The organism is Xanthomonas pisi DSM 18956 (assembly GCF_001010415.1).
Lineage (GTDB): Bacteria > Pseudomonadota > Gammaproteobacteria > Xanthomonadales > Xanthomonadaceae > Xanthomonas > Xanthomonas pisi.
Genome location: NZ_JPLE01000079.1, coordinates 1 through 2,452 on the forward strand (window position 1 = coordinate 1; position 2,452 = coordinate 2,452).

Consider the following 2,452-nt stretch of genomic DNA (forward strand, 5'->3'; position numbering starts at 1 on the left):
GAATTACGGGGAGTCGACATAAGTAGGAAGTGAACACGACCCCGTTAGCGTACAGGCTGTGCGTGGTGACCCCCAGGCGCTCGGCGACCTCTATCACCTTGAAGCCACGATCGGTCACTTGCCGGACCGCGTCAACCTTAAACTCAGCTGTATACCGCTTGCTGCTCCTGGATACCTCCGAATTGGCCATGTTCTATGGCCCTGAGATGTCTAGGGAAGCGTGGGCGTATCACATCAGGGTGCCCGTAGAGACAAATTGTCGGGTTTATGCAGACGCTTGTTGGGCATGATGTTCAGACGGAGGGAGCACTCATGCCTGATTTCAAACAACCTAAGATCACCAACTATTTCTACACCAGAATGCCCGGTCGACGTCGGTTGATGAAGCGGACGAATTCTTTTGTTGCAGACGAAGACTGCTATCCAGCAGGCGCTTGGCTTTACGATCTGCAGCTGGATGCAGAAGACGATCACCTTTGGTTTGGCTTACGTTCGCGAGATAATTTCATGCCAGGCCCACTCGAAAGCGGGACGTTTGCTTATCTCGCTATCTATGTCGATAACCAGGGGGGGAAATGGATCAACTATATTCATGTCGCAAAGTTTGCTGAGAGGCGCGGGTTAGGGCGGAGGTTAATAGAGGCAGCTATTGCTCACCATGGACATATTTATGCCTCCAATTCTGCCGAAGATCCAGGCGGGGATGCGGACACACGGCATCTCTTGGAGCCTGGTGCGCGGTTGGTAACTAAGCTGATCAACCTTGGCGTCATGCAAGCTGGATGGCTGAAGCAGCCGGTCATCTAAGAGACTCATCTTTCTGAGGGTAAATAACGGGGTCTAAATAACGGGGTCAGGTTAACTTATCAGTCGGCGGTGTTCGGTTTGGCTGGCCGATGAGCGGGCCTTACGCCCGCAAAGCGGCGGGTCTTGGCTTCAACCATTGCGCGGAATGCGTCGTGGCCCAGGGCTCGCTGCTGCTGTAGATGAAGGCGGATGCTGGTAAGCAGTTCGTCGGGGAGGGCTTCATCGAGTAGAGCACGGTAGGCGTTGGATCGCTCGATCGGGTCGCTGCCAAGCGCAAGCCAACAGGGATGTGGTGTCAGTGCGGAGTGCTTGCGTTGGCCTAGGTTGGCTGGGCAGCTGGACCAGCGATACGTCGCCGGGTTGTCGGTCAGGCGAGCACGCACCGGATTGAGCTCAATGTAGCGATAGCAGCGAAGAACGTAGTCCGCACTGTCCACAAGACATGCTTTGTACCGACCTTCCCATAGCGTACCCGTGCGCCCGTGGCGGCCATTGAACAATGCGACGTAGTTTCGCCCAAGCCGTTGCATCAGTTGTCCGATGCGTCCCGCTGCAGGTGGCGTGACTAGCAAGTGCACATGGTTGTCCATCAAGACGTAAGCGTGCAGCTGGCAGCCTGTGGCGTGCAGGGCCTCATGTATCAGGTGCAGATAGCGCAATCGATCGCCATCATCCAGAAAGCACGGCAAGCGGTTGTTTCCGCGCTGCACGATGTGCTGCGGGATGCCGGGAAGGTCGATGCGTGGAAGTCTGGCCATGGCACAAGACTCGCAGCCAGGCATTGGTGCTGATAGCGAGGAAGCCCTGTCGAAAGTTGAGGCTGTAGCCTGACATTTGGGTAGGAAGTGAACCTGACCCCGTTAGCGCCCGATACCTTGATCGCTGCGTTGCCGGCGTCGACGACATACCTACCAGTCGTCTATCGGGTGGGAGCATGGGGCTGCGGTAAGAATAGGCAAGGGTTGGGGGCGCTATGTAGTAGCTTTGTAGCGGCAAGGCCGGCAGAGATTCCAAGAGCAATCATGAGCACTGCAGCGTACTGGCGACGCGATCCAGGACTCACTGACGCGGGTGCCTCGTTGTGTTGCGTCCTCCTGGTAAGCATGTCGAGCTGTCGGGCTGCACTGTCCCAATCATTGCAATGAACTAAAACCTGATGCACTTCATCGGCGTCATTTATCTGCACTCTGTACAAGCGCTTGCTAGTCTCGTGATCGATTCGAGATTCAGTGAGCATCAAAGTTAGCGAGTCGCAGAGTATCTTGTCCGTACCCGAGTAGAGGATTTCCATGGAGTGAACGCTCCCATTGGGCCGTGCAGAAAAAAACGCTGGCGGCTTGAGTGAATAGTGAGATAGGTAGCTGCATGACCGACTGAATATTGCAGTCACGAATTTTATTGCTAAGACTAACGCGGTCAGGTTGACCTGACCCGCTAGAACAGACTTAAAACTAAGGTGCAAATTTTTCTTCTGTATCCACGTAAACCACCAATACCTCCGTAAGCTCCCCCGATCGGCAGACACCGCATAAGTAGATCTTTCTGGCATTGTTCCCAAGTCAGGAGGTTCCATGCGCACATCGAAGTTCACCGAGACACAGATCATCGCCACGCTCAAGCAGGCTGACGCAGGCGTTCCAGTCAA

Annotated in this window: 3 protein-coding genes; 1 reads left to right on the plus strand and 2 read right to left on the minus strand. The window is 54.9% G+C overall.

The features are described 5' to 3' along the window. A partial coding sequence (locus Y887_RS16100; protein ID WP_046965312.1) for a transposase occupies nucleotides 1-190 on the minus strand: 190 nt, incomplete at its 3' end. A gap of 122 nt (nucleotides 191-312) precedes the next feature. Between Y887_RS16100 and Y887_RS16105 the strand changes: the two genes are divergently transcribed. Next, on the plus strand, nucleotides 313-807 hold the full coding sequence (locus tag Y887_RS16105) for a hypothetical protein (protein ID WP_146093470.1): 495 nt from the start codon (nucleotides 313-315) through the stop codon (nucleotides 805-807). 59 nt (nucleotides 808-866) lie between these two features. Here Y887_RS16105 and Y887_RS19365 read toward each other — a convergent pair whose 3' ends face one another. After that, nucleotides 867-1,565, minus strand: coding sequence for a transposase (locus Y887_RS19365; RefSeq protein ID WP_084726073.1), 699 nt, complete (start codon nucleotides 1,563-1,565; stop codon nucleotides 867-869). Nucleotides 1,566-2,452 lie beyond the last annotated feature (887 nt).

Coding starts and splice junctions, on each gene's coding strand:
- Y887_RS16105 (WP_146093470.1), top strand. CDS start 313: ATGCCTGATTTCAAACAACCTAAGATCACCAACTATTTCTACACCAGA.
- Y887_RS19365 (WP_084726073.1), bottom strand. CDS start 1,565: ATGGCCAGACTTCCACGCATCGACCTTCCCGGCATCCCGCAGCACATC.